Below are 24,469 nucleotides of genomic sequence, written 5' to 3' on the forward strand. Positions count from 1 at the left end.
GGCGTTTGATCAAACGCGCTAAGATGCCGCCATGGAAACCAAGAACCCTTCGAAAATTCTCGTCGTCGACGACGATCCGCGCCTGCGCGATCTGTTGCGGCGTTATCTCGGTGAGCAGGGCTTCAACGTGTATGTCGCGGAAAACGCGCCGTCGATGAACAAGCTCTGGGTGCGCGAGCGTTTCGACCTGCTCGTGCTCGATCTGATGCTGCCCGGTGAGGACGGTCTTTCCATCTGCCGTCGTCTGCGCGGCAGCAACGATCGCACGCCGATCATCATGCTGACCGCGAAGGGCGAAGATGTCGATCGCATCGTCGGCCTCGAAATGGGCGCGGACGATTATCTGCCGAAGCCGTTCAATCCGCGTGAACTCGTCGCGCGCATTCATGCGGTGCTGCGCCGCCAGACGCCGTCCGAACTGCCTGGCGCGCCGTCCGAAACCACCGAAGTCTTCGAGTTCGGCGAGTTCGCGCTAAATCTCGCGACACGCACGCTCACGAAGAACGGCCAGGAAATTCCGCTGACCACCGGCGAATTCTCGGTGCTGAAGGTGTTCGCGCGTCATCCGCGCCAGCCGCTATCGCGCGAAAAGCTGATGGAGCTCGCGCGCGGCCGTGAATACGAAGTGTTCGACCGCAGTCTCGACGTGCAGATTTCGCGTCTGCGCAAGCTGATCGAGCCCGATCCCAGCAGTCCGCGATTCATCCAGACGGTCTGGGGCCTCGGCTACGTCTTCATTCCCGACGGCGCAGCCTGATCGGTCTTCGAGCGAGTTTGGTCACGCTTTCTCCCCTTCACCGAGCCGAACCCGACAGACCCATGCGCATCGACAGGCGGCTACTGGCGCTCGCGTTCGGCGGCCTGTTCTGGCGAACCTTCGCCCTGATCGCGCTGCTCATCGCCGTCAGTCTGACGGCATGGTTCCAGAGCTTCCGGGTCATCGAGCGCGAGCCGCGTGCGCAACGCGTCGCGCTTCAGCTCGTCGCGGTCGTCAAGCTCACGCGCACCGCCCTGCTCTATTCCGATCCCGATCTGCGCCGCGCGCTGCTTCAGGACCTTGAGAGCAACGAAGGCGTGCGCGTGTATCCGCGCGAAACCACCGACAAGTACAAGCTCCAGCCCGACGAATCGCTCAACCGGCTGATCGAGCGCGACGTGCGCGGGCGGCTCGGCAACGAGACGATCATCGCGCAATCGGTGAACGATATTCCCGGCGTCTGGATCAGCTTCAAGATCGACGACGACGACTACTGGGTCGCGCTCGACCGCGATCAGCTCGACACCGTCACCGGCCTTCAGTGGGCCGGCTGGGGCGTGTTCGCGCTCGCGCTCTCGCTGTTCGGCGCGGCGTTCATCACGAGTCTCGTGAACCGGCCGTTCGCGCGCCTCGCGCTCGCGGCGCGCAAGGTCGGCTCGGGGCAATCGCCCGAACCCCTGCCCGAGCGCGGCATGGGCGTCGCGGCCGAAACGAATCGAAGTTTCAATCAGATGGTGCAGGACCTCGAGCAGCTCGAAGCGGACCGCGCGCTGATGCTCGCAGGCATCTCGCACGATCTGCGCACGCCGCTCGCGCGTCTTCGGCTGGAGACGGAAATGAGCCCGTCGGACGAAGCGACCAAGCTCGCGATGATCGACGACATCGAGCAGATGGACATGATCATCGGCCGCTTCCTCGACTATGCGCGGCCGATGCAGCGCATGCCCGAAGCCGTCGATCTCTCGATGATCGCAGGCGAGCTCGCCGCCCGCTTCCAGGCCGACGACGGCGTCGTGATGCGCACCGATCTCGCGCAAGGCGCGATCATCGAGGGCGATCCGACCGATGCGCGCCGCGTCGTCGGCAACCTGCTCGAAAACGCGCGCAAGTACGGCCGCAGCGAACACGACGACATCGCGCGCATCACGCTGCAAACGCGTGTTGCGCATGGCCGTGTCGAACTCTCGGTGATGGACGAAGGCCGCGGCATTCCCGACGATCAGGTCGCGCTGATCACGCGTCCGTTCTATCGCGTCGATACGGCGCGCACGCAGGCGAACGGCACGGGTCTCGGCATGGCGATCGTGCAGCGGCTCGTCACGCGGCAGCGCGGCACGCTGCGCCTGCGCAACCGCACGCCGCTGCCCGGCTTCGAAGTGACCATCGATTTCCCGCCGATGAAAGGCGGCCCGCGCTTCGACGCCTGAAACCCTCTGCAAGGACGTGTCACGCAAGCGTTGCGACGATCCGGTAGCGTGGTCGGAGTATGTGCTCTCAACGAATCCACAGGAGTTGTCCGCATGAAGACCGTTGGCGATAAAGTCGAAGCATTCACCGTCACCGCAGCGAAGCCAGGTTTCAACCATCACGAGGAAAACGGCCAGTCCGCTTTCGAGGAAATCACCGAGCAGTCCTTTCCGGGCAAGTGGAAGATCATCTACTTTTATCCGAAGGACTTCTCGTTCGTCTGCCCGACGGAGATCGTCGAGTTCGCAAAGCTCGCGAACGATTTCGAGGACCGCGACGCGGTTCTGCTCGGCGGCAGCGTCGACAACGAATTCGTCAAGCTCGCCTGGCGACGCGAGCATAAAGACCTGAACAAGCTGAACCACTACGCGTTCGGCGACGTGAAAGGCGAACTCATCGATCAGCTCGGCGTGCGCGACAAGGAAGCCGGCGTGGCGTTGCGCGCGACTTTCATCGTCGATCCCGACAACGTGATTCAGCACGTGTCGGTGAACAATCTGAACGTGGGCCGCAGCCCGGAAGAAGTCCTGCGCGTTCTCGACGGTCTGCAAACCGACGAACTATGCCCGTGCAACCGCGCGGTCGGCGGCTCGACGCTGTAAGCGTTTCCAAGTGCCGCAAAGGCCGCCATCGAGCCGGGCATGATTGAGCGATGAGCGGGCTTTTCGATGCCACCCAAAAGGCGTAACCGACGGACCTTGTGTCCGCGATCAAGGAACGCGTGCCCGACTACGCGAAGAACTTCCGCCCAAACGTCGACGGCACGATCGCGCGTTCATCGCTCGAAGGCAACGATGCGGTCGGCGTCGCGCTCGCCGCCGCGTTTGCCGCGAAGGCGACCGAGCTGGTCGGCATCATTCGTAACGCGGGCGTGCTCTCGCCTGAAGAGACGCATGCCGCGCTCACCGCCGCCGCGCTGATGGGCATGAACAACGTCTTCGCCGCGCTTTACCCGTCGATCGACGTGCGGCGCAAAAGCACCGCGGCCTGTGCCTCGATGCCTTCCTTGCGGCCGAGATAGCCGAGCTTCTCATTCGTCTTGGCCTTCACGTTCACGCGATCCATCGGAAGATCGAGATCGGCGGCGATGTTCTCGCGCATCGCATCGATATGCGGCGCAAGCTTCGGTGCCTGCGCGATGATCGTGCTGTCCACGTTCGCGATCGCAAAGCCTGCTTCCGACACGCGCCGGAACGCCTCGCGCAGCAGCACGCGGCTGTCGGCGCCGGCGAATTCGGTCGCCGTGTCCGGAAAATGACGGCCGATATCGCCGAGCGACGCCGCGCCGAAAAGCGCGTCGGTGATGGCGTGCAGGAGCACGTCGGCGTCGGAATGCCCGAGCAGTCCGCGTTCATAAGGGATCGTTACGCCGCCGATGATGAGCGGGCGGCCCTCGACGAGCTGGTGGACGTCGTATCCTTGTCCGATTCTGAAATCCATCGATGCAAACCTTTGTTGAGTGTGAGTCAGGCGTCGACCGAAAGCATCGCGCCCGCGAGCGCGAAATCTTCCGGATACGTCACCTTGAAGTTGCGCAAGCTGCCCTGCACGAGCTTCGGCGAGTGCCCGAGCCATTCGATGGCGCTCGCTTCGTCCGTCAGGTCGTGGCCGTCGTGACGCGCACGCTCGATCGCTTCGCGCAGCATGCCGAGGCGGAACATCTGCGGCGTCTGCGCCTGCCAGAGCCCGTCGCGCGATTCGGTGCGTGCTATGCGGACATCGTCCGTGAGCACATCGGGCATGTTCGGTGCGACGCGTTTCAGCGTGTCCGCGACCGGCAGCGCGAGAATGCCGCCGACCGCATCATCGCGCAGTTCCGCGACGAGCTTGCGAATCAGCGTAGGCGTGATGCCGGGCCGCGCGGCGTCGTGCACGAGCACCCAGTCGTCGTCGCGCGCGCCGAATCGGGCGAGCGCGATCAGGCCGTTGTACACCGACGCCTGCCGCGAGGCGCCGCCGCAGCGATCGACCGCGAAGCGCAATCCGGCGAAGCGGCGCGCGTCGAAGTGATGGTCGTCCGGTGCGAGCACGACGAGCGTCTGCGAGAATTCGGAGCACGCGTCGAACGCCGCGAGCGTGTATGCGAGCATCGGGCGGCCCGCGACCGTCTGGTATTGCTTGGGCATCGGCGCGCCGGAGCGGCTGCCGGTGCCGGCACAGGGAATCAGTGAGAACAGGCGCGAAGTCACGGCAATTGAGCGGGCAGTTGAGGTGAACAAGTCAAAGTTGAAGCCCGGATTTTATAATAGGTCAATCGCTACCACGTCCCGCGCATGCCGGTTCGATTCTTCGAACCCGCGTTCGCCGGGCGGCTCCATGCACACCTTATGCCTTCCAAAGCCGTCACCGCGCAGTCCAGTTCTCCCATCGCGCTCGTGAAAGCGGGCCAGCGTTTCGTGTTCGACGGCGCGTCCGGCTCCGCCGATGCGCTCGCCATCGCGCGCTATCACGCCGCGTATCGCGAGAGCGTGCCGCTGCTGACGGTCGTCACCGCGAGCGCCGTCGATGCCCAGCGCCTCGCCGCCGAAATCCCCTACTTCGCGCCCGACGCGCGCGTGCGCCTTCTGCCCGATTGGGAAACGCTGCCCTACGACACGTTCTCGCCGCATCAGGACCTCGTCTCCGAACGGCTCGCGACGCTGCACGATCTCGGCGAAGGCCGCTGCGACATCCTGATCGTGCCCGCAACGACGGCGCTGTATCGCATGCCGCCCGCCTCGTTCCTCGCGGCCTACACGTTCTCGTTCACGCAGGGCGAACGGCTCGACGAAGCGAAGCTCAAGGCGCAGTTGACGCTCGCGGGCTACGAGCATGTGAGCCAGGTCGTGCGGCCGGGCGAATACTGCGTGCGCGGCTCGCTGATCGATCTGTATCCGATGGGCTCGGCGCTGCCGTATCGCCTCGACCTGTTCGACGATCAGGTGGACTCCATCCGCGCGTTCGATACCGACACACAGCGCAGCCTCTATCCGGTGCGCGACGTGCGCCTCTTGCCGGGCCGCGAGTTTCCGTTCGACGAAGCCGCGCGCACCGCCTTTCGCAGCCGCTGGCGCGAAGTCTTCGAGGGCGATCCGAGCCGTTCGCAGATTTACAAGGACATGGGCAACGGCGTGCCGTCGGCGGGCATCGAATACTATCTGCCGCTCTTCTTCGATGAAACCGCGACGCTCTTTCACTACCTGCCGCAAGGCTCGCAACTGGCGTTCGTCGGCGACATGGACGCGGCGATCAAGCGCTTCACGCACGACACGAAGCAGCGCTTCGACTTCCTTTCGCACGATCGCGAGCGCCCCCTGCTCGAACCGCGCCGGCTCTTTCTCACCGACGACGACTTTTTCACGTTCGCAAAACCGTTCGCGCAACTGAAGTTTCCCGCGACACCCGAAGGCGGCTGGGCCGTGCCGCTGCCGGGACTCGCGATCGACCGCCACGCCGACGAGCCCTTGCTCGCGCTGCGACATTATCTGGAGCAGACGGACAATCGCGTGATGCTCGTCGCGGAATCGGCGGGACGGCGCGAGACGATCCAGCAACTGCTAGCCGATAACGGCCTGCGCGGCGAGTTGCGCGACACGTTCCAGGAGTGGCTGAGCGCCGACGGCAAGTTCACGCTCGGCATCGCGCCGCTCGCGAACGGCTTTTCGCTGCCGGCGGAAAAGCTGTCGATCGTCACCGAGACCGAACTCTACGGACCACTCGCGCGCCGCGCGGGACGGCGTCGTCAGGAACAGGCGAGCAACGTCGATTCGATGGTGCGCGATCTCGCCGAGCTGAAGGTCGGCGATCCGGTCGTGCATGCGCAGCACGGCATCGGCCGATACATGGGTCTCGTGTCGATGGACCTCGGCGAAGGCGAAACCGAATTCCTGCATCTGGAGTATCACAACGAAGCGAAGTTGTACGTGCCGGTCGCGCAATTGCACGTGATCTCGCGCTACAGCGGCGCGGACCCGGAAAGCGCGCCCTTGCACACGCTAGGCTCCGGCCAGTGGGAAAAGGCCAAGCGCAAGGCCGCGCAGCAGATCCGCGACACAGCTGCCGAACTGCTCAACCTCTACGCACGCCGCGCGGCGCGCGAAGGCTATGCGTTCAAGCTCGAACCGCGCGATTACACCAAGTTCGCGGAGAGCTTCGGCTTCGAGGAGACGCCGGATCAGGCGGCGGCGATTGCAGCCGTGATCGGCGACATGACGAGCGGCAAGCCGATGGACCGCCTCGTGTGCGGCGATGTCGGCTTCGGCAAGACGGAAGTCGCGTTGCGCGCCGCGTTCATCGCGGTGATGGCGGGCAAGCAGGTCGCGATTCTTTCACCGACGACGCTGCTCGCCGAGCAGCACACGCAGACCTTCACCGATCGCTTCGCCGATTGGCCGGTGCGCATCGCGGAGCTGTCGCGCTTCAAGACCGGCAAGGAAGTGTCGACGGCGGTGCAGCAGATCAACGAGGGCTCGGTCGATATCGTCATCGGCACGCACAAGCTCTTGTCGAGCGATGTGAAGTTCAAGCGTCTCGGGCTGGTGATCATCGACGAGGAGCATCGCTTCGGCGTGCGTCAGAAGGAGGCGCTCAAGGCGTTGCGCGCCGAAGTCGACGTGCTCACGCTCACCGCGACGCCGATTCCGCGCACGCTCGGCATGGCGCTCGAAGGCCTGCGCGATTTTTCCGTGATCGCGACTGCGCCGCAGAAGCGCCTTGCGATCAAGACGTTCGTGCGCCGCGAGGAAGACGGCGTGATCCGCGAGGCGATGCTGCGCGAACTCAAGCGCGGCGGCCAGGTGTACTTTCTGCACAACGAAGTCGAGACGATCGAGAATCGGCGCACGATGCTCGAGGCGCTCGTGCCCGAGGCGCGCATCGCGGTGGCGCACGGACAGATGCACGAACGCGAGCTGGAGCGCGTGATGCGCGATTTCGTCGGGCAGCGCGCGAATGTGCTGCTGTGCACGACGATCATCGAGACGGGCATCGACGTGCCGAGCGCCAACACGATCCTCATGCATCGCGCGGACAAGTTCGGTCTGGCGCAATTGCATCAGTTGCGCGGGCGTGTCGGGCGTTCGCATCATCAGGCGTATGCGTATTTGCTGGTGCATGATCCGCAGTCGCTGACGAAGCAGGCGCAGCGCCGGCTCGAAGCCATTCAGCAGATGGAGGAACTTGGATCGGGCTTCTATCTCGCGATGCACGATCTTGAAATTCGCGGCACGGGCGAAGTGCTCGGCGACAAGCAATCGGGCGAGATTCACGAGATCGGCTTTCAGCTTTACACGGACATGCTGAACGATGCCGTGCGCGCGCTGCGCGAAGGCCGCGAGCCGGACTTGAACGCGCCGCTTGCCGCGACGACCGAGATCAATCTTCATGCGCCGGCGATACTGCCCGCTGATTATTGCGGTGACGTGCAGGAGCGTTTGTCCTTGTACAAGCGCCTGGCGAATTGCGAATCGAGCGATGCGATCGACGGCATTCTCGAAGAACTCGTCGATCGCTTCGGCAAGCTGCCGCCGCAGGCGCATGCGCTGGTGGAGACGCATCGGTTACGACTGGCCGCGAAGCCGCTGGGTATATCGAAGATCGATGCGGGCGAGCAGTCGATCTCGCTGCAGTTCGTGCCCAATCCGCCTGTGGATGGCATGAGGATCATCGAGATGGTGCAGAAGCATAAGCACATCAAGCTCGCGGGGCAGGATAAGTTGCGCATCGAGTCGCGTAGTCCTGATCTTGCTGTGCGGATTTCTACTGTCAAGGAAACGTTGCGGGCGCTGGGTGGGCCGGTGAGGACTGCGGCTGTTGTCAGGTGAGGTTTTTCGCTTGGTCCCGATTCGTTATTGGTCTATTAGCACTGCCCCTGTGCGGGGCGGCACTTACTTTCTTTGCTGCTGCAAAGAAAGTAAGCAAAGAAAGCAGCTTCTGTTACGCCCGCGGTCACACGCAGTTTGGGTAGTTCTCTCGTCGGAGGTGGCACTCGCCTAACGAGTGCCCTCAAACACCCAAGCGGGCTTGGATCGCGCACGGTCCGACTAGCTAGTTCGTTACGCGCGCTGGTTCAGCACAAAATGGCTCCGGCCCGCTTCGCGGCCGATGGGTCAATCGGGTTTGCGCGCGCTTCGAACGCCGCCACCTCACCACACACGCGCACGATCGGTTTCCCTCGCATACCCAACGGCAGCGCGTAGCGCTGTGCCGGCGCTCTTTCGTGCTGGACCCGCTCGTTCCGTGGTGCGATGTGGCAGACCGTGCGCGAGCCAAGCCCCGCTAGACCTTGGAGGGCACTCGTTAGGCGAGTGCCACGGAGGACGAGAGAACTACCCAAACTGCGTGTGACCGCGGGCGTAACAGAAGCTGCTTTCTTTGCTTACTTTCTTTGCAGCAGCAAAGAAAGTAAGTGCCGCCCCGCACAGGGGCAACGCTAATAGACCACAAAGAAAACGGGACCAACCGCAAAACAGCGAAAAAACACCAAAAAAAGCCCATGCGGCCAGCACAAAACATTTGGGCTATGATCAACCCCTACCGGCAAGGAGTCAAAACATGTCACAGCCCGCCGATGCGGCGCATCCCGAAGCCCGATCGAAAGCCGAAAAGCCCCTCTCGCTGCCGTGGATCGAGCGCCTCGTATCGATCGATACCGTCAGCCGTAATCCGAACCTCGGCCTGATCGAAACCGTCCGCGACGAACTGCGCAAGTCTGGCATCGAAGCGACCATCACCAACGATCCGCGCGGCCAGTGGGCAAATCTCTTCGCCACGGTCCCGGCGCACGACGGCGCGACCAATGGCGGCATCGTGTTATCGGGTCATACGGATGTGGTTCCAGTCGACGGCCAGGACTGGCAAAGCGATCCATTCAAGCCCGAAGTGCGCGACGGCCTGCTCTACGGCCGCGGCTCGTGCGACATGAAAGGTTTCATCGGCGCGGCGCTCGCCATGCTGCCCAAAATGCAGGCGACGAAGCTCGCCAAGCCCATCCACTTCGCGCTTTCCTACGACGAAGAAGTCGGCTGCGCCGGCGCGCCGCTGCTGATCGCCGATCTGCAAAAGCGCGGACTGAAACCCGATGGCTGCATCGTCGGGGAACCGACGTCGATGCGCCCGATCATTGCGCATAAAGGCATCAACACGTATCACTGCTGCGTGCGCGGCTTCGCTGCGCATTCGTCGCTCACGCCCAAGGGCCTGAACGCAATCGAGTACGCGGCACGGCTCATATGCCATATCCGCGATCTCGTCGACGAGTTTCGCGCGCAAGGTCCGTTCGACGAGCTTTACGACGTGCCCTTCACGACCGGCCAGACCAGCACGATCAAAGGCGGCAACGCGATCAACACCGTGCCCGCCGAATGCAACTTCGAGTTCGAGTTCCGCAATCTGCCGACGATCGATCCCGACCAGATCTTCAGCCGCATCGAATCGTACGCGCGCGACACGCTGCTGCCGAAGATGCTCAAGGAACACGGCAACGCGGCGATCGAATTCAGGAAGCTCGCGTCCGCACCCGGACTCGACGCCACCGAACAGGCCGCGATCACGCAACTCGTGCGCGCGCTCACGCAAAACCAGGACAAGCACAAGGTCGCCTACGGCACCGAGGCGGGTCTCTTCGCCAACGCGGGCGTGCCGAGCATCGTGTGCGGACCGGGCAACATCGAACAGGCGCACAAGGCGAACGAATATGTGTCGCTCGAACAGCTCGTCCAGTGCGAGGCGTTTCTTGGCAAGTTCATCCACAGCATGTCCGTCGAAGCTCAAACCCGCTGACTCATCCCATGTCCACGTCCGACCAGCACACCGACAACACGATCGACGGCACGCCCATTCCGACACTCGACGACATCGCCGAGCAGCACATGGCGCTCACGCCGTGGGTCGCGCGCACGCCGACTTTCGAGCGCCACGATTTTCCGACGCTCGAAGGCACGCCGATCACCTTCAAGTTCGAATTGCTCCAGGCGAGCGGCACGTTCAAGGCGCGCGGCGCGTTCTCGAACATCCTCGCGCTCACCGACAGCGAGCGTTCGGCGGGCGTCACGTGCGTATCGGCGGGCAATCACGCGGTCGCGGTAGCCTACGCGGCGCAGCGCATGGACGTGAGCGCGAAGGTCGTCATCATCAAGAGCGCGAGCCCGGCGCGCGTCGCGCTGTGCCGGCGATTCGGCGCGGAAGTCGTGTTCGCGGAGAACGTTGCCGAAGCGTTCGAAGTCGTGCGGCGCGTCGAAGCGGAAGAAGGACGCGTGTTCATTCATCCGTTCAACGGCTATCGCACGGTGCTCGGCACGGCGACGCTCGGCTATGAATGGACCTCGCAAGCGCCCGATCTCGACGCCGTGATCCTGCCGATCGGCGGCGGCGGTCTGGCCGCGGGCGTATCGACGGCGATGCGTCTCGCCAATCCATCCCTGCATGTGTATGGCGTCGAGCCGGAAGGATCGGACGCGATGCGGCGCAGCTTCGAGGCGAATCACACGATCAAGATGGGCGCGATGCACGGCATCGCCGATTCGCTGATGGCGCCGCACACCGAGCAGTACAGCTACGAGCTGTGCCGCCGGCATATCGACGAGATCGTCACCGTGTCAGATGCCGAGTTGCGCCACGGCATGCTCCAGCTATTCGGCGAACTGAAGCTCGCGGTCGAGCCCGCCTGCGCCGCCGCCACCGCCGCCCTGCTCGGGCCGTTGCGCGAACGCCTGCAAGGCAAGCGCGTCGGCGTGCTGTTGTGCGGCACGAATACCGATCCGGCCACGTTTGCGAAGCATCTGGCGAACGCAATCGAATCGTCGAGCCGCTGATTCAATCCGGCAACTGGGCGCTGCAAATCTTCGTCGGAGCGCAGCGCGCGCTCCGGGCCATATTCGTGCGCAGACTTACGTTGCAGATTTCATAAATCGCGATATTTCGACGAATAGTTGAGTTTCGCGCATAGTTTGCCAACCGGTCGGCAATGCTTGTGCGCTCGCGCATGCGCTGCTACTGTCATAAGGAACGTTCGGGCAGCACAACCAGGTCGATTAGCGGGAGTGCCAGGTTTCGAACCGGCCTTCGAAGTGGATTCACGCGGTATCTGAAAGCTGTTCTGGCAAGTGCCGCCCGCGTCAGTTTCGCTCTGCAGAGAATGCGTGCCTATTGAGCAGCATTGTAGTCAACTTGGCTGATCCGCCGTTCTTTCGACTGCATCAAACCGCGCTCGGCTTCGATGTCTGCATGCGACCGGCCGCTACGGCTCGCACGCGCGTGCCCGTATGAGTCCGAGCAGCGGGGTGTTCGTGCCGCAATGATCCTTCACGAAGCTCGCTCCGCAGCAGGAATGCAAGTGCGACGCTGTCGCTGGCTTGCACTTCTGCACGCCCAGACGCGGCCAGCTATCAGCACGCTCCGCTCTTCACGCCCGATCGGGGGCCCCGAAGAAGTTTGCCGACGGCGACCGACACTTACGACACCAAGATGCGCAACAAGTATCCCAATGCCGTCAGATTGCGCCGGGTGCGGAGCATGACGAGCACGAACCGGATCAAGAGCATCAGCAGTTCCATGACGACCGCAGCGCTTGCGCTCGATATGAACTCGAGAAGGAGCACCCATGAGGAAACCCTGTATCGGCGCGATGGCCGCGCTTCTCCTCGCCGCTGGCACGGCCGCCCATGCGGTGGAAGCGAATCAACCGGCGCGCAATCCGTTTCTCGCCGCCGAAAAATATGCGATCACACATTTCGATCCATCGCAGAGCGACGCGTTTCCGTATGCGGTCAAGCCCGGTTTTTTCAACGTCGACATCAGGAACGCGCCGCGCGTTGTCAATGGTCCGGTGAACATCATGACGCTCGCTTCGACGTCGCCGAACTTCATGTGGGGCGTGTCCAGCGAAGGCGTGACTTATATCGACGTGTCGAACGGCGGCTTCAGGGAGGTCGCGCGCGCGGCGGCGCCGGGCAACAAGATCGTTCCGGCTGCGCTGCACGAGAAGGTGCTCGGCGAACGCATCACAAGCATCAAGCAGGCCGAAGACGCCGTGTTCAAGACCTATGGCCTCGACTGGACGCGCGTGGTCAACGGTATCTACTCCGTAGTGGACAACGATAACCACGTCTATTACAACGGTCAGGACGGCCGGATCAGCATGTTCGGTCTCGTCGACGAGAAGAATCCGGCGGCCGGCATCAAGGTCATGAAGACGGTCGACATGAAACCGATCGTGGGCAAGGCGCATCTCATCGGCACGGGCATCACGTATGACGGCAAGTTCGTCGTCGCGTCCAACGTGTCGATCAGCGTGTTCGACCGTTCGCTCGAAGGCCAGCCGCAGACGATCCGCTTCGCGCCGGGCGAGATCGTAAGCAACTCGTTCGCGATCGATGAAAAAGGCGGCATCTATATCGCGTCGAACCGCGTCATGCACAAGGTCGTCTGGACCGGCGCGAAGCTGTCCGAAGCAGAAGCCGACGGCGCCTGGAAGGCCGAATATGAGCACGGCGTTCAGCCGCCCGCGGTCAAATTCGGCGACGGCACCGGCTCCACGCCGACGCTCATGGGCTTCGGCGACGACGAAGACAAGCTCGTCGTCATCACCGACGGCGCGAACCGCATGCACCTCGTCGCCTTCTGGCGCGATCAGATTCCCACGGGCTGGACGCAGATACCGGGCACGAAGTCGCCGCGCATTGCTGGTCAGATCGGCATAACGGCGGGACTCAGGCATCCGCCGAAGTTCGTTCAGAGCGAACAGTCGGTCGTCGTTAACGGTTATGGCGCGTTCGTCGTAAACAACGTGGCCGAAAAGGGCCATCCGGACAAGCTCGTCGACGTGCTTTCGCTGGGTCCAGTCAACAAACCGGCATCGGGCGCGGAACGTCTCGAGTGGGATCCGAAGAAGCACGCGTGGCGCTCGGTGTGGACGCGTAACGACATCGTTTCGATCAGCATGGTGCCGAGCACGAGTTCGGCGTCGAACATGGTGTTCGTGAACGGCTACTATCCGAAGAGCGGATGGGAAGTCACCGGCCTGGACTGGAACACTGGCAAGACCGTGCACCGCGTGTCGTTCGGAAAGAGCAATCTGGGCAACGGCGCCTATGCGATCATTCAGTACATGTCCAACGGCGACCTGCTCTTCAACAGCATTGGCGGGCCGACGCGTATCGCTCTGAAGCACGCCGCAGCGAAGTAAGCGGCGGATACTGAACGCAACGAAGGGCCATTGCGGCGCGTGTGTCGCAATGGCCCTTCGGCGTTTGCAGCGCGCCGGCCGCGCTTGTGCAACCGGCTTTCCGCGATCAGGTCACGCTCGCGAGCTTTCTGCGCTCGCTGCGCAGCATGAAAGCGTTCACCGCAATTACGCCGACGGTCACGAGCGCGATGAACAAGGTCGCGAGCGCGTTCATCTCGGGATTCAGGCCGAGACGCACGCGCGAGAACACGACGAGCGGCAGCGTCGTCGAGCCGGGACCGGACAGGAACGCCGACAGCACGAGATCGTCGATCGACAGCGTGAACGACAGCAGCCAGCCCGCCACGAGGGCCTGCGAGATCAGCGGCAGCGTGATCGAAAAGAACACGCGCAAGGGCGTTGCGCCGAGATCGAGCGCGGCCTCTTCCAGCGACGGATTGAGCTCCCGCACGCGCGATTCCACGATGATCGCGACATACGAGATGCACAGCATTACGTGCCCGATCCAGATCGTGAAAAAGCCGCGATCCGGCCAGCCGATGAGCTTCGCCATTTCGACGAACAGCAGCAGCAGCGAAATGCCCTGAATGACTTCGGGAATTACGAGCGGCGCGTTGATCATGCCCGCGTAGAGCGTGAAGCCCCTGAAGCGGCCCATGCGCGCGAGCACGAAGCCCGCCCACGTGCCGATCACAACCGACGCGCACGCCGTGAAAAACGCGATGCGCAACGACAGCCACGCCGCGTTGATCAGTTCGTCGTCGTTGACGAGCGCGCGATACCACTTGAGCGATGGCTCGGTCCAGACGGTGACGAGCGGCGAATCGTTGAACGAATAAACGATGAGGCTCAGGATCGGGATATACAGAAACGCGAACCCGAGACCCAGCGCCGTGACTTGCAACGGACGGCTTACCTTGATCATCGCCGTTCCTCCAGTTGCTTCGCCTGGAAGTGCTGGAAGAGCGCCATCGGCACGAGCAGCAAGAGGACCATCGCGCAGGTGACGGCGGAGGCCATCGGCCAGTCGGCGTTGTTGAAGAACTCGTTCCACATGACGCGGCCGATCATCAGCGTGTCCGCGCCGCCGAGCAGTTCGGGGATGACGTACTCGCCCACCGCCGGAATGAAGACGAGCAGGCAGCCCGCGATGATGCCGTTCTTCGACAGCGGCAACGTGATCTGCACGAACGCCTTCCACGGCTTCGCGCCGAGGTCGTAGGCCGCTTCGAGCAAGGTCAGGTCCATCTTCACGAGATGCGCGTAGAGCGGCATCACGAGAAACGGCAGATACGAATACACCATGCCGATATAGACCGCGATGTTCGTGTGATAAAGCTCGATGGGCGAATGCAGCAGGCCGATCGACATCAGGAAGTTGTTGAGCAGGCCGTTGTTCTTGAGAATGCCGATCCACGCGTACACGCGAATCAGGAACGACGTCCAGAACGGCAGCATCACGGCCATCATCAGGACATTGCGCGAGGCCGGATTCGAGCGCGCGATGTAGTACGCCATCGGATAGCCGATCAACAGACACAGCACCGTCGATACCGCCGCGACCAGGAGCGAGTTCATGTAGGTCGCGAAGTACAGGCTGTCCTTGACGAGGAACGCGTAATGGGCGAAATCGAGCGCGATGTGCATCACGCCTTCTTCCATCGTCACGAGATCGGTGTACGGCGGAATGCCGAGCTGGCTGTCCGCGAAGCTGATCTTGACGACGAGCAGGAACGGCACGAAGAACAGCAGCAGCAGCCACAGATACGGCCCGCCGATGACGAGCGTGCGTCCCGAAACGCCCATGCGCTTGAGCCAGTTCGTCATCATGCCGTCAGCACCACGCCTGCCGACGCGCTCCATCGCACGTAGACTTCGTCGTCGAAAGTGGGCGAGTCGATTTCGCCGATCGCAAGGCTCGACAGATTCGCGACCACGACCTTGCCTGATTCGAGCGTCACATGATAAAGCGTGTAGCCGCCCATATACGCGATGTTCGTCACCCGGCCGCGGCCCCAGTTGTACGTGCCTTCGGGCGGCTTGCGCGTCAGCGCGATGCGCTCGGGACGCACGGAAATGGTCACCGGCATGCCGAGCGGCCCGGTGATGCCGTGGCTCACGTAGAGGCGCACGGGCAAGTCCGTCGATTCGACGAAGATGTGATCCGGCTCATCTTCCACGACATTGCCGTCGAAGAGATTCGTCGAGCCGATGAACTGCGCCGAGAAGCGGCTGTTCGGATACTCGTAGACTTCGTGCGGCGTGCCGAGCTGCACGATCTGCCCTTCGCTCATTACGGCAAGGCGATTGGCCATCGTCATCGCCTCTTCCTGATCGTGCGTCACCATGATGCAGGTGACGCCAACCTGATCGAGAATATTGACGAGCTCGATCTGCGTGCGCTGGCGGATCTGCTTGTCGAGCGCGGACATCGGCTCGTCGAGCAGCAGCAACTTCGGACGTTTCACGAGGCTGCGCGCGAGCGCGACGCGCTGCTGCTGGCCGCCCGACAACTGATGCGGCTTGCGCTTCGCGTATTGCGCCATCTGCACGAGCTGGAGCGCGTTGTGCACGCGATCTTTCAGTTCGCCGCCCTTCACGCCTTCCTGCTTCAGTCCGAACGCGACATTCGACTCCACGCTCATGTGCGGAAAGAGCGCGTAGGACTGGAACATCATGTTGACCGGCCGGTTGTACGGCGGCATCTTCGCGAGATCTTCCCCGTCGATCAATATCTGCCCTTCGGTGACGGACTCGAGCCCGGCGAGCATGCGTAAAAGGGTCGACTTGCCGCAGCCCGAACTGCCGAGGAGCGCGAACAGCTCGCCCTTTTTCACCGACAGGTTGACGCCCCGCACCGCCGTCGTCTCGCCGAACTTCTTCACGACATCGACGATCCGCACGAAGTTCTCGTCCGTGCCCTGCTCCGATAGGGAACCGCCCGGCTCGCGCCGTCCGGGATTAGGCGCTGCCTTCAACGCGCTCGACTGCTCACTCATGATTGCCTGTTCGACTCCTGCATCCAGTGCATCCCGTGGCTTCGGTTCGCCACGAACAAAGCCCCCGGCGGTCCAGGGGCTTCGTCAGTTCAAGGAAAATCGGCTTCGCGCAACTCAGCGGCCGGACTTGAATTCCGTCCAGAGCCGCGTCTGCAGGCGCTGGATTTCCGGCGGCAACGGCTTCAGCAGGAACAGCGTCTTGATGACGTCCTGCGGCGGATAGACGGCCGGATCGTTCGCCACGTCCTTGTCCACGTACTTGCGCGCTTCGAGGTTCGCGCTCGGGTAGTACACGGCGTTCGTGATCGCGGCGTGGACCTGCGGCGTCTCGATGTAGTTGATCCACTCGTGCGCCGCGTCCTTGTTCTTGGCGTCCTTCGGAATCGCCATCACGTCGAACCACACGGGCGCGCCGCCCTTCGGAATGTAGTACTCGATCTTGAACGGCTTCTTCGCGTCGACGGCGCGATGCTTCGCGATCACGACGTCGCCCGACCAGCCGTAGGTGAAGCAGATGTCGCCGCCGACCATGTCGTTGATATAGCCCGACGAGTTGAACTGCGTGATGTACGGGCGGATCTTCTTCATCATCGCGAGCGCTTCGCGATAGTCAGCCGGGTTCGTGCTCATCGGATCCTTGCCGATGTAATGCAGCGCGGCCGCGAACATCTGGTCGGGCGCGTCGAGCACGGACACGCCGCACGCCTTCAGCTTCGAGATGTTCTCGGGCTTGAAGAGGATGTCCCAGTTGTTCAGTTCGGCGTTCGGGCCGAGGATCTGCTTCGCCTTGTCGACGTTGTAGCCGAGGCCGGTCGTGCCGTAGGCCCAGGGCACCACGTACTTGTTGCCCGGATCGGCGCCCTCGACGAGCTTCATCAGGTCGGGATCGAGATATTTGAGGTTCGGCAGCTTCGACTTGTCGAGCGGCGCGAAGATGTTCGCGGCGATCTGCTTGCCGGCGTAATTGCTGGTCGGCACGACGATGTCATAGCCGGAGCGGCCGGTGAGCAGCTTGGCCTGAAGGGTGTCGTCGCTGTCGTAGTTGTCGTACTTCACCTTGATGCCGGTCTGCTTGGTGAAGTTGGGGATCGTGTCCTTCGCGATATAGTCGGACCAGTTGTACACGTTCAACTGCGTGTCCTTCGCGGATACCGCGAGCGGGGTCAACATCGCGGCGCATGTCAGGGCGCCCGCCAGCTTGGCCATGCGGCTCGCCAGTTTCTCGTTCATCTCGATTCTCCCTTGTTCCGACTTGTCGCGGCGTCGTGCCGTACGGGCCCGGTGCATCGTCGATCGTCCCATGGCCGGTCCGCCCGCGACTCCCCTAAAACCCCGAAAACTACCATTAAACGCGAGCGCGACAAAAAATAATGCGCCGCTTGTCGCGCAAAATGTACACGCCCTGGCGCCGCGCGGCCACGGTCTTGCCGCACGGGGCGCAGTCCGGCTTCGCACCACGCGCGGGCAGCCGGAAAGAGCGCGCATTTTAGCCTCTAATCGGCTGCGGCGGCACCTGATAAAACCACACTCGTCAAAGTGACGTGCAAGCGTAAGCCCGCTGCAATGTCATTATTCGTGATCGACTGCCCGCATCCCCTTCGCGCCGTCGTTTCGCCGGTCGGACGAAAGCGGCAAATGCGGGATGAACCGGGCTTTCCGAGCCTGACGAATAGCCAGCGGAACAGTTGTTGCGAGCCAATTCGACATGCGCCGCACAACGCGGCGTCATCTGAACCGGCAACGCACGCGTACGACTGACACGCCGCCGTTGCATCGCTATTCGAGGCCGCATCCCGCATGAATACCAATCCGTCCGCGCTCGCCCAGCTTTCAGCCGCGAAATCCGACGCGCAGTCGTCCGCGGCAAGCCGCGATGAACGAGGGCCGCGCCCGCGCGGACGCTGGTATTCGTTCGCCGGCGCCGGGGCGCTCGTCGCCGTGGGCTACATGGATCCCGGCAATTGGGCGACCGCGCTCGCGGGCGGCGCGCGTTACGGTTACTCGCTGCTTTTCGTCGTTCTGCTCGCCAGCCTGATGGGGATGCTGCTGCAATGGGTCGCGTCGCGTGTGGGCGTCGTGACCGGGCGCGATCTCGCGCAACTCTGCCGCGAGCGCTACAGCCGGCGCACGACGTTCCTGCTTTGGATTGCGTGCGAGATCGCGATCATCGCGTGCGACGTCGCCGAGGTCGTCGGCAGCGCGGTGGCCTTGCAGATGCTCTTCGGCTTTTCGCTCACGACGGGCGTGCTGATCTCGGCGGTCGGAACGTTCGCGATGCTTGCGCTGCAAAGCCGCGGCAAGCGCCCGCTCCAGCGCGCGGTGACGGCGCTGATCCTCTTCGTGAGCTTCTGCTTCGTGATCGAACTGGCGCTGTCGCATCCGTCGTGGGGCGAGGCGATGCGCGGCCTCGCGCCATCGCGCGAACTGCTGCGCGACGCCGGCATGCTCTGGCTCGCAGCCGGCGTGCTCGGCGCGACCGTGATGCCGCACAATCTCTATCTGCATTCCGCGCTCGTCAAGGAACATGCGCGCGCAGGCGACGATGCCGCCATCGGGCGCGCGCTGGGCGGCGTGAACATCGACACGTTCGCCTCGCTCGGGATCGCGTTCATCGTCAATGCTTCGCTGCTCGTGGTCGCCGCCGCGGTCTTCCACGCGAACGGACACACGGAAGTCGAGGATCTCGCCGATGCGCATCGGCTGATTGAGCCGCTCGTCGGCAGCCATTGGGCGGGCGTCGTCTTCGCCTCCGCGTTGCTCGCGTGCGGACTGAACGCGACGGTCACCGGCACGCTCGCCGGTCAGGCGGTGATGGAGGGCTTTCTGCGCATCAAGATGGCGCGCTGGGCGCGGGCGCTTCTGACGCGCGGCCTCGCGATCGGTCCGGCGCTCGTCGCGGTCGCGAGTTTCGGCCAGCACGGCTCGAACGCGCTGCTGGTCGCGACGCAGGTCGTGCTGAGTCTGCAATTGCCGCTCGCGGTAATTCCGCTCGTGCGCTTCGCCTCCGATGCCGGGCTGATGGGCCGCTGGCGCGTCGCACGCGTGCCGCTCGCGCTGGCGTGGGCGTGCGCGGGGGTGATCATCGCGCTGAACGGCGCGATGCTCTGGCAGACGGTTTTTTCGGGCTAAAAAGGCCAATTCTCGCCGAATCTCGGGATCGTGGCGCGGTGTGTGCTGTCACACTGCTCTCGTTTGCCCGCATTGCCCCATCGCCCGATATCGCCCGTCATTGCCCGATAAGGACACGAATTACATGGCCCACGGCCCCCGACCATTTTTCCTGCTCGACGCCCGCGGCTTACGCGCGTTCGCGCTCGTCTTCCTCGGTATTTGCGCGACTGAAGCCGCGCACGCGACCGTCGCGGTGTTGCAGCCCGCGCGAGAGGCCGCCGCCTCGCGGCCGCTCGAACTGACGCTGCTCTACACCGACGATGACGCGAAAGCCCTGACCGTCACGGTGCCGAAGCAACTGACGGTGAACCTGACGAACGGCGATCTGCCGCCCGCGCCGCTCACGCTCGAACGCGATCCCAAAGTGCCCGACCATCTGCGCCTTGCGCCGGGGCAATACCGCCGCGTGCGCTTTTCGGCGCCCTGGCCCGATGCGGCGCGCGGCACGGTCAAGATCGATCCGGTCGGCTTCGATGCGTCGCCGATGCTCGTCACGATCAATCGCGGCGACACGCAGGCGCAAGTCGTCGCGGCGGAAAAGCGCGAGTCGCAGGCGACGACGCCCGAGCAGCTCGCGAGTGCGTCCGCCGCCGCGAACACCGCCGTGCCGCCGGCTTCCAGCACCGATACCCTGCTCTCGGGCCGCTTTTCGACCTTCGAGCCGATCTATTTCGCGGACGGCAAGAACGGCGACAACCTCGCGAAGTTCCAGTTCAGCTTCAAGTACCGGCTGCATCTGCCCGACGATCCCCGCTCGCTCGGCTTTCTCGACAACCTCTACTTCGGCTACACGCAGACGGCGATATGGAATCTCTCCGCCGAGTCCGTGCCGTTCCGCGACATCAGCTTCCAGCCGCAACTGTTCTACTACGTGCAGGACACGGGCTGGAAAAGCCCGCTCTTTACGCGCATGGGCGTGGCGGCGGGCATCGGGCATGAATCGAACGGCAAGAGCGGCGACGATTCGCGCGCGATCAACATCGCGTTCGTGCGTCCGACGTGGGAGTTCGGCGATCTGAACGCCAATCACCTGACGCTGTCGCCGAAGTTCTATTACTACCTGTCGAAGTCGGGCAACCAGGACATCGCGGATTATCGCGGTTACGTCGATTTTCTCGTGAAGTACGGCAGCCCCGACGGCTGGCAGCTCGCGACGACGCTGCGCAAAGGCACGAAGCACTGGTACGGGAGCGTCGATTCGCAACTGACGTATCCGCTCGCGAAGCTGATCGGCAGCGCGTGGGGCGGCTATCTCTTCGTCAGTTATTTCAACGGATACGGCGAGGACATTCTCGATTACAACCAGCGGCATCACTGGATCGCGCGGATAGGCTACAGTATCGCGCGTTGAGTTTTTTTACGATTCCGAACGCCGCGTTGCCGCCCTCTTTCCCGGCGCCGATGCGGCCACTAGCTTGCCCAAATGTCTTCGAACCTTCACGACCTGCCCGACAGCCCCTGCATCGGCGTGTGCTCCACGCTCTTCGACGAAGTCTGCAAAGGCTGCGGCCGCACCGCCGGCGAAGTGTCCAACTGGGTGTTCCTGAGCGACGAGGAAAAGCGCGCGATCTGGGAACGCATCACGCGCGAAGGCACGGCGATGCGGTTTCGCAACGACAGACTTTGAGCGCAATGAAAAACGGCCCGCTCTTTTCGAGACGGGCCGTTTTTTCGCGTCGCGTGCGATAGCGGAGGTTACTGAATGCCCTGACTCGTCAGGAAGTCCTCGTAATTGCCGCCGAAGTCGCGCAGCGTGCCATCGGTTTTCACTTCGATGATCCGGTTCGCCAGCCCGCTCACGAACTCGCGGTCATGCGACACGAAGATCAGCGTGCCTTCGAACTTGTCCAGCGCGATCTGCAGCGATTCGATGGACTCCATGTCCATGTGGTTCGTCGGCTCGTCCATCAGCAGCACGTTGTGGCGGCCGAGCATCAGCTTGCCCCAGATCATGCGGCCCTTCTCGCCACCGGACAGCACCTTGACGTTCTTCTTGATGTCGTCCGCATTGAACAGCAGGCGGCCGAGCGTGCCGCGCATCATCTGCTCGTCGTCGCCTTCCTTGCGATACTGATCGATCCACTCGGTGAGCGTCTCGTCCTTCGGAAACTCTTCGTACGTGTCCTGCGGCATGTAGCCGACGTTCGCGTTCTCAGCCCACTTCACCGTGCCGTGATCGAGCTCGAGCGCGCCTCGCAGAGACTTGAGCAGCGTCGTCTTGCCCGCGCCGTTCTCGCCGATGATCGCAATACGCTCGCCCGGCTGCACGCTCAGGTTGAAGTTCTGGAAGATGGTCCGGTCGTACTTCTTCGTGATGTCTTCCGCGACCACCGCGATGTTGTGCAGCTTCTTCTCGTACTCGAAGCGGATGAACGGATTCTGACGCGACGAAGGCTTGAATTCCTCGATCTTGATCTTGTCGATCATCTTCAGGCGGCTCGTCGCCTGACGCGCCTTCGACTTGTTGGCCGAGAAGCGGCGCACGAAGTCCTGCAGATCGGCCACGCGCTCCTTCGCCTTCTGGTTCGCGGCCTGCTGACGTTCGCGCGCCTGCGTCGAGGCGAGCATGTAGTCGTCGTAGTTGCCCGGCCAGACCTTCAGCGTGCCGTAGTCCATGTCCGCCATGTGCGTGCAGACCTGGTTCAGGAAGTGTCGATCGTGCGAGATGATGATCATCGTCGAGTTGTACTGGTTGAGCACGTCTTCCAGCCAACGGATCGAGTTGATGTCGAGGTTGTTGGTCGGCTCGTCGAGCAGCAGCACGTCGGGCTTCGAGAACAGCGCCTGCGCGAGCAGCACGCGCAGCTTCCAGCCCGGCGCGACGTTGCTCATCGGGCCATTGTGATCGTTGATGTCGATGCCGATGCCCAGCAGCAGTTCGCCCGCGCGCGCTTCGGCGGTGTAGCCGTCGTATTCGGCGAACTTGGCTTCGAGTTCGGCGGCGCGCATGTAGTCGTCATCGGTCGCGTCGGGGTTCGCGTAGATCGCGTCGCGCTCGGTCATTGCGGCCCACATTTCCGTGTGACCCATCATGACGACGTCGAGCACGCGCATGTCTTCGTACGCGAACTGGTCCTGGCGCAGCTTGCCCAGACGGACGTTCGGCTCGAGCATGACGTTGCCCGAACTCGGCTCCAGATCGCCGCCCAGAATTTTCATGAAGGTCGACTTGCCGCAGCCGTTCGCCCCGATCAGTCCATAGCGATTGCCTTCGCCGAACTTGACCGAGATGTTCTCGAAGAGGGGCTTAGGCCCGAATTGCATGGTGATATTGGCGGTAGACAGCACGGCGCGTCCTTTTGAATGGGGTACGACGAAAAACCTGAGATTTTAGCAGCTTTTGACGGGATTTATTGCGCTCCGGGCGCGCCAGAACGCCGAATCCGCGCCAGAAAAAAAGGGCGCGGCCAGTGCGGCCGCGCCCTCGTGCATCGAATTTGATCCGCACGAGGCGGACGCGCCCCGTTCTTACGTGCGCTCCGCGACGAACGCCTTCACGACGCCCGCATCTGCCGGAACGATATCGAACCTCTGTGGCAATTTTTCAAGTCCGACGAACGCCGACGGCCGCTCCGGCTCGCGATGCAACGCCTCGCGGATCGTCTCGCCGAACTTGATCGGCTGCGCGGTTTCCAGGACGATCATCGGCACGCCGGGCTTCAGGTTTTCGCGCGCGACCTTCACGCCGTCGGCGGTGTGCGTGTCGATCATCGTGTGATAGCGCTCGAACACGTCACGGATGGTCTGCACGCGGTCGCCGTGGCCGCTCTTGCCCGACACGAAGCCAAATTCCTTCACGCGCGCGAAATCGCCGCTCGCCGCGAGATCGAATCCGCCCTTCTCCTCGACGTCGCGGAACAGTTGCAGCACGCGTGCAGGATCGCGGCCGAGCAGGTCGTACACGAAACGCTCGAAGTTCGACGCCTTCGAAATATCCATGCTCGGCGAGGTGGTGTGGTACGTCTCCGCCGCGCCGCGCACGCGATACACGCCAGTCTTGAAGAACTCGTCGAGCACGTCGTTTTCGTTGGTCGCGACGACGAGCTGATCGATCGGCAAGCCCATCATGCGCGCGATATGCCCCGCGCACACATTGCCGAAGTTGCCCGACGGCACCGTGAACGACACGCGCTCGTCGTTGCTCTTCGTCGCGGCGAAATAGCCCTTGAAGTAGTACACGACCTGCGCCACGACGCGCGCCCAGTTGATCGAATTGACCGTGCCGATCTTGTGCTTCGCCTTGAACGCGTGATCGTTCGACACGGCCTTGACGATGTCCTGGCAGTTGTCGAAATTGCCTTCCACGGCCAGATTGAAGATGTTCGGGTCTTGCAGCGAGAACATCTGCGCGGTCTGAAACGCGCTCATCTTCTTGTGCGGCGACAGCATGAACACGCGCACGCCGGTCTTGCCGCGCATCGCGTATTCGGCGGCGCTGCCCGTGTCGCCCGATGTCGCGCCGAGAATGTTCAGCTCCTCGCCGTGCTTCGCGAGCGCGTACTCGAACAGGTTGCCGAGCAGTTGCATCGCCATGTCCTTGAAGGCGAGCGTCGGGCCGTTCGAGAGTTCGAGCAGCGACAGCGTCGTGCCGTTTTCCTCGCCGAGCGTCTTGAGCGGCGTGATCTGCACGGCGCTCTCTTCGTGGCGCACGTTGCTGTACACCTGTGCGGTGTAGGTCTTGCGCGTGAGCGAGCGCAGCGCGTCGGCGGGAATGTCGTCGCTGAACTTCGACAGCACTTCGAATGCGAGATCCGCATACGACAGCGTGCGCCAGCGCGCGAGTTCGTCGGCGCCGACTTTCGGATACTCCGCCGGCAGATACAGCCCGCCGTCTTTCGCGAGGCCGCCGAGCAGGATGTCGGAAAACGTGTGGCGCTCATTCGCGCCCGCGCCGCGCGTCGAGATGTAATTCAT

General features: G+C 63.0%; 18 protein-coding genes and 1 pseudogene. 11 read left to right on the plus strand and 8 right to left on the minus strand.

Annotated elements, in window-relative coordinates:
• Positions 1–31 precede the first annotated feature (31 nt).
• The 4 genes and pseudogenes from ompR to AWB77_RS26805 all read left to right on the plus strand — a co-directional run.
• Positions 32–757 carry a two-component system response regulator GluR gene (gene ompR / locus AWB77_RS26790; RefSeq protein WP_008349770.1) on the plus strand — a complete coding sequence of 242 codons (726 nt, stop codon included), beginning with the start codon at positions 32–34 and terminating at the stop codon, positions 755–757.
• A 62-nt stretch (positions 758–819) separates the two neighbouring features.
• Positions 820–2,184: a two-component system sensor histidine kinase GluS gene (locus AWB77_RS26795; RefSeq protein WP_061137490.1), complete on the plus strand. Its 1,365-nt coding sequence runs from the start codon at positions 820–822 to the stop codon at positions 2,182–2,184.
• A 93-nt stretch (positions 2,185–2,277) separates the two neighbouring features.
• Positions 2,278–2,826, plus strand: a complete 549-nt coding sequence (locus AWB77_RS26800; protein ID WP_061137491.1) for a peroxiredoxin — start codon at positions 2,278–2,280, stop codon at positions 2,824–2,826.
• Positions 2,827–2,924: 98 nt separating this feature from the next.
• Positions 2,925–3,191, plus strand: a pseudogene (locus AWB77_RS26805) (carboxymuconolactone decarboxylase family protein); the annotation flags it as partial.
• Here AWB77_RS26805 and ispF read toward each other — a convergent pair.
• Complete coding sequence (gene ispF, locus AWB77_RS26810; RefSeq protein ID WP_061137492.1) at positions 3,173–3,664, minus strand: 2-C-methyl-D-erythritol 2,4-cyclodiphosphate synthase; 492 nt, start codon at positions 3,662–3,664, stop codon at positions 3,173–3,175. The pseudogene AWB77_RS26805 and the gene ispF overlap by 19 nt on opposite strands.
• A 26-nt stretch (positions 3,665–3,690) precedes the next feature.
• A complete protein-coding gene (ispD, locus tag AWB77_RS26815; protein ID WP_061137493.1) occupies positions 3,691–4,413 on the minus strand; it encodes a 2-C-methyl-D-erythritol 4-phosphate cytidylyltransferase in 723 nt (240 codons plus the stop codon).
• A gap of 138 nt (positions 4,414–4,551) precedes the next feature.
• On the opposite strand from ispD, the gene mfd reads away from it, so the two are divergent.
• From mfd to AWB77_RS26835, 4 genes are all read left to right on the plus strand, one after another.
• Entirely contained in the window at positions 4,552–8,025 is a 3,474-nt protein-coding gene (gene mfd, locus AWB77_RS26820) for a transcription-repair coupling factor (protein WP_061137494.1), read from the plus strand.
• Positions 8,026–8,755: 730 nt separating this feature from the next.
• A complete protein-coding gene (argE, locus tag AWB77_RS26825; protein WP_061137495.1) occupies positions 8,756–9,982 on the plus strand; it encodes an acetylornithine deacetylase in 1,227 nt (408 codons plus the stop codon).
• Positions 9,983–9,990: 8 nt separating this feature from the next.
• Positions 9,991–11,013, plus strand: coding sequence for a threonine/serine dehydratase family protein (locus tag AWB77_RS26830; RefSeq protein ID WP_061137496.1), 1,023 nt, complete (start codon positions 9,991–9,993; stop codon positions 11,011–11,013).
• A gap of 788 nt (positions 11,014–11,801) precedes the next feature.
• Positions 11,802–13,385, plus strand: a complete 1,584-nt coding sequence (locus tag AWB77_RS26835) for a hypothetical protein (protein ID WP_061137497.1) — start codon at positions 11,802–11,804, stop codon at positions 13,383–13,385.
• Between the two features lie 106 nt (positions 13,386–13,491).
• Here AWB77_RS26835 and AWB77_RS26840 read toward each other — a convergent pair whose 3' ends face one another.
• The 4 genes from AWB77_RS26840 to AWB77_RS26855 form a co-directional block, all read right to left on the minus strand.
• A complete protein-coding gene (locus tag AWB77_RS26840; protein WP_061137582.1) occupies positions 13,492–14,307 on the minus strand; it encodes an ABC transporter permease subunit in 816 nt (271 codons plus the stop codon).
• Positions 14,307–15,215, minus strand: coding sequence for an ABC transporter permease subunit (locus AWB77_RS26845; RefSeq protein ID WP_061137583.1), 909 nt, complete (start codon positions 15,213–15,215; stop codon positions 14,307–14,309). Before AWB77_RS26845 ends, AWB77_RS26840 begins: the two co-directional genes overlap by 1 nt.
• Complete coding sequence (locus tag AWB77_RS26850) at positions 15,212–16,384, minus strand: ABC transporter ATP-binding protein (RefSeq protein WP_061137498.1); 1,173 nt, start codon at positions 16,382–16,384, stop codon at positions 15,212–15,214. Before AWB77_RS26850 ends, AWB77_RS26845 begins: the two co-directional genes overlap by 4 nt.
• 114 nt (positions 16,385–16,498) lie before the next feature.
• Positions 16,499–17,590, minus strand: a complete 1,092-nt coding sequence (locus tag AWB77_RS26855) for a polyamine ABC transporter substrate-binding protein (RefSeq protein ID WP_374728720.1) — start codon at positions 17,588–17,590, stop codon at positions 16,499–16,501.
• 591 nt (positions 17,591–18,181) lie between these two features.
• Between AWB77_RS26855 and AWB77_RS26860 the strand changes: the two genes are divergently transcribed.
• From AWB77_RS26860 to AWB77_RS26870, 3 genes are all read left to right on the plus strand, one after another.
• On the plus strand, positions 18,182–19,513 hold the full coding sequence (locus AWB77_RS26860) for an Nramp family divalent metal transporter (RefSeq protein WP_061137500.1): 1,332 nt from the start codon (positions 18,182–18,184) through the stop codon (positions 19,511–19,513).
• A gap of 124 nt (positions 19,514–19,637) precedes the next feature.
• Complete coding sequence (locus AWB77_RS26865) at positions 19,638–20,906, plus strand: phospholipase A (protein WP_244158663.1); 1,269 nt, start codon at positions 19,638–19,640, stop codon at positions 20,904–20,906.
• A gap of 72 nt (positions 20,907–20,978) precedes the next feature.
• A complete protein-coding gene (locus tag AWB77_RS26870) occupies positions 20,979–21,182 on the plus strand; it encodes a DUF1289 domain-containing protein (protein ID WP_061137501.1) in 204 nt (67 codons plus the stop codon).
• A gap of 68 nt (positions 21,183–21,250) precedes the next feature.
• Here AWB77_RS26870 and AWB77_RS26875 read toward each other — a convergent pair whose 3' ends face one another.
• A complete protein-coding gene (locus tag AWB77_RS26875; RefSeq protein WP_061137502.1) occupies positions 21,251–22,843 on the minus strand; it encodes an ABC-F family ATPase in 1,593 nt (530 codons plus the stop codon).
• Positions 22,844–23,023: 180 nt separating this feature from the next.
• Positions 23,024–24,469 carry a threonine synthase gene (gene thrC, locus AWB77_RS26880; RefSeq protein ID WP_061137503.1) on the minus strand — a complete coding sequence of 482 codons (1,446 nt, stop codon included), beginning with the start codon at positions 24,467–24,469 and terminating at the stop codon, positions 23,024–23,026.

The organism is Caballeronia fortuita (assembly GCF_001544835.2).
In the GTDB taxonomy this organism is placed as follows: Bacteria; Pseudomonadota; Gammaproteobacteria; order Burkholderiales; family Burkholderiaceae; genus Caballeronia; species Caballeronia fortuita.

Coding starts and splice junctions, on each gene's coding strand:
- thrC (WP_061137503.1), bottom strand. CDS start 24,469: ATGAATTACATCTCGACGCGCGGCGCGGGCGCGAATGAGCGCCACACG.
- AWB77_RS26850 (WP_061137498.1), bottom strand. CDS start 16,384: ATGAGTGAGCAGTCGAGCGCGTTGAAGGCAGCGCCTAATCCCGGACGG.
- AWB77_RS26835 (WP_061137497.1), top strand. CDS start 11,802: ATGAGGAAACCCTGTATCGGCGCGATGGCCGCGCTTCTCCTCGCCGCT.
- ispF (WP_061137492.1), bottom strand. CDS start 3,664: ATGGATTTCAGAATCGGACAAGGATACGACGTCCACCAGCTCGTCGAG.
- AWB77_RS26865 (WP_244158663.1), top strand. CDS start 19,638: ATGGCCCACGGCCCCCGACCATTTTTCCTGCTCGACGCCCGCGGCTTA.
- AWB77_RS26870 (WP_061137501.1), top strand. CDS start 20,979: ATGTCTTCGAACCTTCACGACCTGCCCGACAGCCCCTGCATCGGCGTG.
- argE (WP_061137495.1), top strand. CDS start 8,756: ATGTCACAGCCCGCCGATGCGGCGCATCCCGAAGCCCGATCGAAAGCC.
- AWB77_RS26845 (WP_061137583.1), bottom strand. CDS start 15,215: ATGATGACGAACTGGCTCAAGCGCATGGGCGTTTCGGGACGCACGCTC.
- AWB77_RS26830 (WP_061137496.1), top strand. CDS start 9,991: ATGTCCACGTCCGACCAGCACACCGACAACACGATCGACGGCACGCCC.
- mfd (WP_061137494.1), top strand. CDS start 4,552: ATGCCTTCCAAAGCCGTCACCGCGCAGTCCAGTTCTCCCATCGCGCTC.
- AWB77_RS26795 (WP_061137490.1), top strand. CDS start 820: ATGCGCATCGACAGGCGGCTACTGGCGCTCGCGTTCGGCGGCCTGTTC.
- AWB77_RS26800 (WP_061137491.1), top strand. CDS start 2,278: ATGAAGACCGTTGGCGATAAAGTCGAAGCATTCACCGTCACCGCAGCG.
- AWB77_RS26855 (WP_374728720.1), bottom strand. CDS start 17,590: ATGGCCAAGCTGGCGGGCGCCCTGACATGCGCCGCGATGTTGACCCCG.
- AWB77_RS26860 (WP_061137500.1), top strand. CDS start 18,182: ATGAATACCAATCCGTCCGCGCTCGCCCAGCTTTCAGCCGCGAAATCC.
- ompR (WP_008349770.1), top strand. CDS start 32: ATGGAAACCAAGAACCCTTCGAAAATTCTCGTCGTCGACGACGATCCG.